General features: G+C 74.8%; 4 protein-coding genes and 1 pseudogene. 1 reads left to right on the forward strand and 4 read right to left on the reverse strand.

The window, feature by feature from the left end; all coding sequences use genetic code 11:
• Positions 1-29: 29 nt before the first annotated feature.
• Positions 30-377, reverse strand: a pseudogene (locus ACJ73U_RS10695) (glycosyltransferase family 1 protein); the annotation flags it as partial.
• A gap of 56 nt (positions 378-433) precedes the next feature.
• On the opposite strand from ACJ73U_RS10695, the gene ACJ73U_RS10700 reads away from it, so the two are divergent.
• Positions 434-1330 (forward strand): glycosyltransferase family 9 protein, encoded by an 897-nt coding sequence (locus tag ACJ73U_RS10700; RefSeq protein WP_407777408.1) that lies wholly within the window; start codon positions 434-436, stop codon positions 1328-1330.
• Between the two features lie 53 nt (positions 1331-1383).
• Here the strand turns inward: ACJ73U_RS10700 and rfaE2 are convergent, their stop codons facing one another.
• From rfaE2 to ACJ73U_RS10715, 3 genes are all read right to left on the reverse strand, one after another.
• Positions 1384-2835: a D-glycero-beta-D-manno-heptose 1-phosphate adenylyltransferase gene (gene rfaE2, locus ACJ73U_RS10705; protein ID WP_407777406.1), complete on the reverse strand. Its 1452-nt coding sequence runs from the start codon at positions 2833-2835 to the stop codon at positions 1384-1386.
• A complete protein-coding gene (locus tag ACJ73U_RS10710; RefSeq protein WP_407777407.1) occupies positions 2832-3914 on the reverse strand; it encodes a glycosyltransferase family 9 protein in 1083 nt (360 codons plus the stop codon). The genes rfaE2 and ACJ73U_RS10710 overlap by 4 nt, the downstream gene beginning before the upstream one ends.
• Before the next feature lie 205 nt (positions 3915-4119).
• Positions 4120-5439: an aldehyde dehydrogenase family protein gene (locus ACJ73U_RS10715; protein WP_407777409.1), complete on the reverse strand. Its 1320-nt coding sequence runs from the start codon at positions 5437-5439 to the stop codon at positions 4120-4122.
• Positions 5440-5471: the final 32 nt, after the last annotated feature.

A 5471-nucleotide genomic window follows, 5' to 3' on the forward strand; every position in this document is an offset into this window, starting at 1 on the left:
ACACTCAATAACTACAACAACCACTTCATAAATTCGGTGACGTGCGCGATGAGCACGTCGTCGCGGTCCGCGAGCGGGTGCGGGTCGCCCTTGGGGGTGTTGTGCTCGACGAACACGGCCGGTACGTCCCGGCCGGGCCGGCGGCCGAGCCACTTCTCGGCCAGCTCGATCTCCTCGGTCCGTTGGAGGACCACGACGTCGACGTCCGTGTCCGCCAGCTGCTCCGGGCTCATCTCCACGGTCGCCGGCCAGTCGTGCCCGCAGCGGCCGCCGCCCCACGGGCCGCCCTCGGGCAGCGTGGGCAGCAGGTACGTGTGCTGCCCACGGACGAACGCGTTGGTCCAGGAACCGTGCACGTGCCAGAGCATCACCCTCATGGCTGCCGGATGCCCGGGAGAACGATGGTCAAACCGGCGCCGCGCAGGGTATTCCGCTGCTCGTGGACGTGTTGGTGTTGCGTGCCCTGAAGATCGGCGACCTGCTCGTGGCGGTGCCCGCGCTGCGGGGGCTGCGCCGCGCGTTCCCGCGGGACCGGATCGTGCTGGCCGCCCCGGAGGGCCTCGCCCAGCTGGTCGCGCTGACCGGTGCGGTGGACGAGCTGCTGCCCACCCCCGGACTCGGTGCGCTGCGCTATCCGGGCACGCCGGGGGTCGCGGTGAACCTGCACGGCGCCGGCCCGGAGAGCGTCGCCGACCTGCTCGACACCAGGCCGGCGCGGCTGGTCACCCACCGGCACCCGGCGTTCCCCGAGGTGGCCGGGCCGCCGTGGCACGAGGAGACGCACGAGGTGCGCCGGTGGTGCGATCTGCTCACCTGGCACGGGATCCCGGCCGACCCGAGCGAGCTGCGACTGGCCCTGCCGGAACTGCCCAGCGTCGCACCGGACGCGGTCGTCGTGCACCCGGGTGCGAGCGTCGAGAGCCGGCGGTGGCCGGCCGAGCGGTTCGCCGAGGTGGCCGGGACGCTCGCCGCGGCCGGGCGGCACGTGGTGGTCACGGGCAGCACCGGCGAGATCGCGTTGGCGGAAACCGTGGCACGGCAGGCGGATCTGCCCGACGACGCCGTGCTCGCGGGGCACCTCGACCTGACCGGGCTCGCGGCACTCGTCGCGGCGGCCGCGCTGGTGGTCAGCAACGACACGGGTGTCGGGCACCTGGCCACCGCGTACGACACACCGTCGGTCGTCCTCTTCGGACCGACGCCACCCGACCGCTGGGGGCCACCGGCCGACCGGCCGCGACACCGGGCCCTGTGGGCGGGCACCGACGGCCTGCGCCGACTGTCCACGAAGGACGTACTGGCCGCCGCGGAGGCGGTCGAGCGGGCCTGACGCCGGTTCAGCCATCGGCGACGCCCTGAACGGGCGCCCCGGCGAGCCCCGCGCTAGCCGCGGCGGATGCGGTTGATCAGGCCCGAGGTCGAGCGGTCCGGCAGGTAGCGCAGGATGCGGACCTCGCCGCCGTACCCGCGGACCACGTCCGCCTCGGCGAGCAGGTCGGGGTGGTGGTCGCCGCCCTTGGCGTAGATCTCCGGCTCGATGCGGCGGAGCAGCTCGACCGGCGTGTCGTCGTCGAAGACCGTGAGGTGGTCGACGCAGCCGAGGCTCGCGAGCACCGCGAGGCGGTCGTGCAGGCCGTTCACCGGGCGGTCCGGGCCCTTCAGCCGCCTCACGCCGTCGTCGGAGTTGACCGCGACGACCAGTACGTCGCCGAGCCGCCGAGCCTCGTTGAGGTGCGTGACGTGGCCGCGGTGCAGCACGTCGAAGCAGCCGTTGGTGAACACGATCCGGCGACCGGCGGCGCGGTGGTCGGCGACCAGCTCGGCGAGGCGGTCGTGGTCGACCGCGACACCCGCGCCGTCGCCCAGCCGCGCGGCGAGGTCGGCGAGCGTGCACACCGCGGTCTCCGGGCGGTGCACCACGACGTCGGCGGCCGCCTGCGCCAGCTCGACCGCGGCCACCGGCGAGAGTCCGCCGCAGCGGGCGACGGTCAGCGCCGCGCAGAACGTGTCGCCGGCGCCCGCGGTGTGGTTGTCCGGCGCGGGCCGTGCCCACGTGCGGTGCGGGGGTCGGGTGCCGTCGAGCAGCACGGCGCCGTCGCGGTCGAGGGTGACCACGGCGGCCGCGGCGCCGGTGCGTTCGAGGATCGTGGCGCGGTGCGCGGTCAGGAAGTCGACCTGTCCCTCGCGGGGGACCGGCATGCCCAGGACGGTCTGCGCCTCGCCGGCGTTGGGCGTGACGAAGTCGGGTCGCAGCTGCGCCCACCGGCACGGCTCGTGCGCGTCGACGACCAGCAACGGAAGTCCTTTTCGGACTTCTCGCAGCGCGTCGAGCACGGGCCCCGACAGCAACCCCGTGCCGTAGTCGCACAGGACGACCGCGTCCACCTCCGGAACGTCCACACCGGACAGTGGCGCCTGGTCGCGGTCGCCGTCGTCGAGGCGCACGAGCACCTGGTCGCCGGCCACGACCCGTCGTTTCGTCGTGGTGCGCCGGTTTCCCTCGACCGCGACGAGCGAGGTGTCCACGCCGGACTCCTCCAGTGCGGCCAGAAGCCGCCGGCCGCTGTCGTCGTCGCCGACCGCGGACACCATCCGCACGTCGGCCCCGAGTGCGGCCAGGTTGACCGCGGTGTTGGCCGCACCGCCGGGCGCGGCGGCGTGGTTGGCCACGGCGACGACCGGCGCCGGCGCCTCCCGGCACAGCTTCTCGGCGCTGCCGCTCAACCATTCGTCGAGGATCATGTCGCCGATCACGAGCACCCGCGGGCGCCTCGCGGCGAGTCGGCCGGGCACGTCCGCGGTCAGTTCGGTGCCCCGGTCCAGCAGTTCGGTCATCGCAGGCTCACCTCCTTGGGCGCGACCAGCCGCATCGCGGCGGCGGCGACCTCTTCCGGTGTGACGTCAAGGCATTCCTGGTGGTACGGGCAGCGGAACTGCCGGCACGGCGAGCACGACACGCGCCTGCCGAGCAGCACGGCCGGCGCCGCGCGGGGCGGCATCTCCGTGCGGCCCTCGGTGCCGGCGTAGGTGCAGACGACCGGGGTGCGGGCGGCGTCGGCGAGGTGCAGGCAGCCGGAGTTGTTGCACACCACGACATCCGCCCCGGCGACGACCGCGGCCAGCTCCGGCACGCCGACCTCCCCGAGCGGCGCGACCCGCGCGTGGCCGGCCCCACTGACGACCTCGTCCACCAGCGCGGCCTCCTTGGGCGAGCCCGTGACCCGCACGGTATGCCCGGCCTCGGCGAGCAGCCGCGCGACCTCCGCGAACCGCGCCGCGGGATAACGCTTGCTCGGGCAGGACCCACCGGGCGCGAGGACCACGCCACCCGTCCGCGCGACCGCGGGGACCGCCAGCTCCAGCTCCGTGCCGGCGGGCGGAACACCCAGCGCGGCAAGGAGATGGAGACACCGGTCCACCTGGTGGGTCCCGGTGGGTGGCGGGGTGACCCAGTGCGTGGCGAGCGCACCGCCGAACTCCGCCGAGTGCACGGCACGGATCCCGATCCCCGCGAGCATCCCGACGTGCGCGACCGGCCACGGCGACTGGCTGTGCGAGGTGAACACGATCAGCGCGTCGTAGTCGCGGGCACGGATCTGCTCGATCAGCTCCCGCTCCGCACGGGCCAACTCGCCGACGGGCCGCGCCGGCGTGCCGGCCTGCTGCCAGCTGGCGGACACGGTGAGCACGTCCCGCACGGCGGGGATCAACGGCGCGACCTGCGCCCCGACCGGAGAGGCGAGCAGATCGATCGCGGCGTGCGGCACGGCCTGCCGCAACGCCCGGATCGCCGGCGTGGCGAGGACCACGTCGCCGAGGTTGTCCGCCCGCACCACGAGCACCCGTTCGACCGCCGCCCAGTCGGGCGGGGCCCCGAGGTCCGCGGCAGGATGCCGAGTGGGTCGCGCCAGCATCAGCGCCTCCCCCTCGCTGCCCGGCCGCACGAGAGTGTTCCTGACACGGGCTCCCGCAACGCCCGGGTCCGCGAACGTCCCTGTCGCCCGGGCCCGCCCGGCTCCAGGGCGCACGAGGGGATCCCGAGCGCCGGCTCCCGCGAAGCCGCGACCCGCGAAGTTCCCCCTCGCGCACACCCGCCCGTGGGTTGCCCGAGCGCGAGCATCAGAGCCTGCCCGGTGAGGTCATGTGCACGACCTTCGTGGTCGTCATCTCGTCCAGCAGTTCCGGGCCGTACCCGTAGCCGGTGCCGCTCGCCCCGCGAGGCTGGGCCGCGCCGCCCGGGGCGCCGCCGAACACGTCGTTGATCTTGACCGTTCCCGCCGGCAGGGTGCGCCACGCCTCCTGTGCGTGTTCCATGTCCGCGGTCAGCACCGTCGCCGCCAGGCCGTAGGGTCCGCGGGTGGCCGCGAGCAGGCCCTCCGCGAAGTCCGCGACCACCCGCACCGGTGCGACCGGGCCGAAGGTCTCCTCGGACATGACCGTCATGTCCTCGGTGCAGTCCGCCAGCACGGTCGCCGGGTACCAGGTGCCCCGGCCGTCCGGGACCTGGCCGCCGGTCAGCGCCTTCGCGCCCGCCGCCAGTGCCTGGCGCACGTGGTCGTGCACCTTCGCGCGGTGGGCCTCGTCGACCAGGGGTGGCAGCCGGTGCTCGCCCGTCCCCGCGGGTGCCCGCACCCAGCGGCGGGCCTCGGCCGTCAACGCCGCCAGGAACTCGCGTGCGATGCCCTGGTGCACGTAGATCCGCTCGACGGACACGCAGATCTGACCCGCGTTGGCGAACGCACCCAGCGCCGCCTGGCGCGCGGCCCACGCGGGGTCCACGCTGGAGTCGACGACCAGCGGGTCGTTGCCGCCGTTCTCCAGCAGCGCCTTCGCCCCGGTCAGTGCCGCCGCGCGGGCGATCGACCGGCCCGTGGCCGTGCTGCCGACGTGCGCGATCACATCGACGCCCGGGTGCTCGGCGAGACGGGCCCCGACCGAGCCGTCGCCGGTCACGGTCCGCAGCACGCCCTCCGGGAACGCCGGCGCGAGCAGCTCGCCGAGCCGCACACCGACGTTGGGTGAACGCTCACTCGGCTTGTGCACCACGACGTTCCCCGTCACGAGCGCCGCGCCGAGCAGGCCGCACGCGACCGCGACCGGGTCGTTCCACGGTGTCAGCGCCACCACCACGCCACGCGGTTGCGGCACCATGAGGTCGGTCGCCGACCACGCGCCGTGCAGGCTGCGGCCGCGGTGGACCGGTCCCAGCTCCGCGTACTGCTCGAGGGTCCCGGCGCCGGCGAAGATCGACTCCACCGCCTCGTCCGCCGGCCGGCCGGTGTCCTGCTCGTGGATCTCGGCCAGCGAGGCCGCGCCGGACCGCAGGGTCGCCGCCGCGGCACGCAACGCCGCACCGCGCTCGGCGGCGGGCGTGTGCCGCCAGGCGAACCACGCCCGACGCGCGCCGGTGACCGCCGCGTCCACCTGGTTCTCGGTCATCACGGCCACGACGGCTCCTCCTCGTGGCACAC

This window comes from Actinophytocola sp. (assembly GCF_045807065.1).
Lineage (GTDB): Bacteria > Actinomycetota > Actinomycetes > Mycobacteriales > Pseudonocardiaceae > Actinophytocola.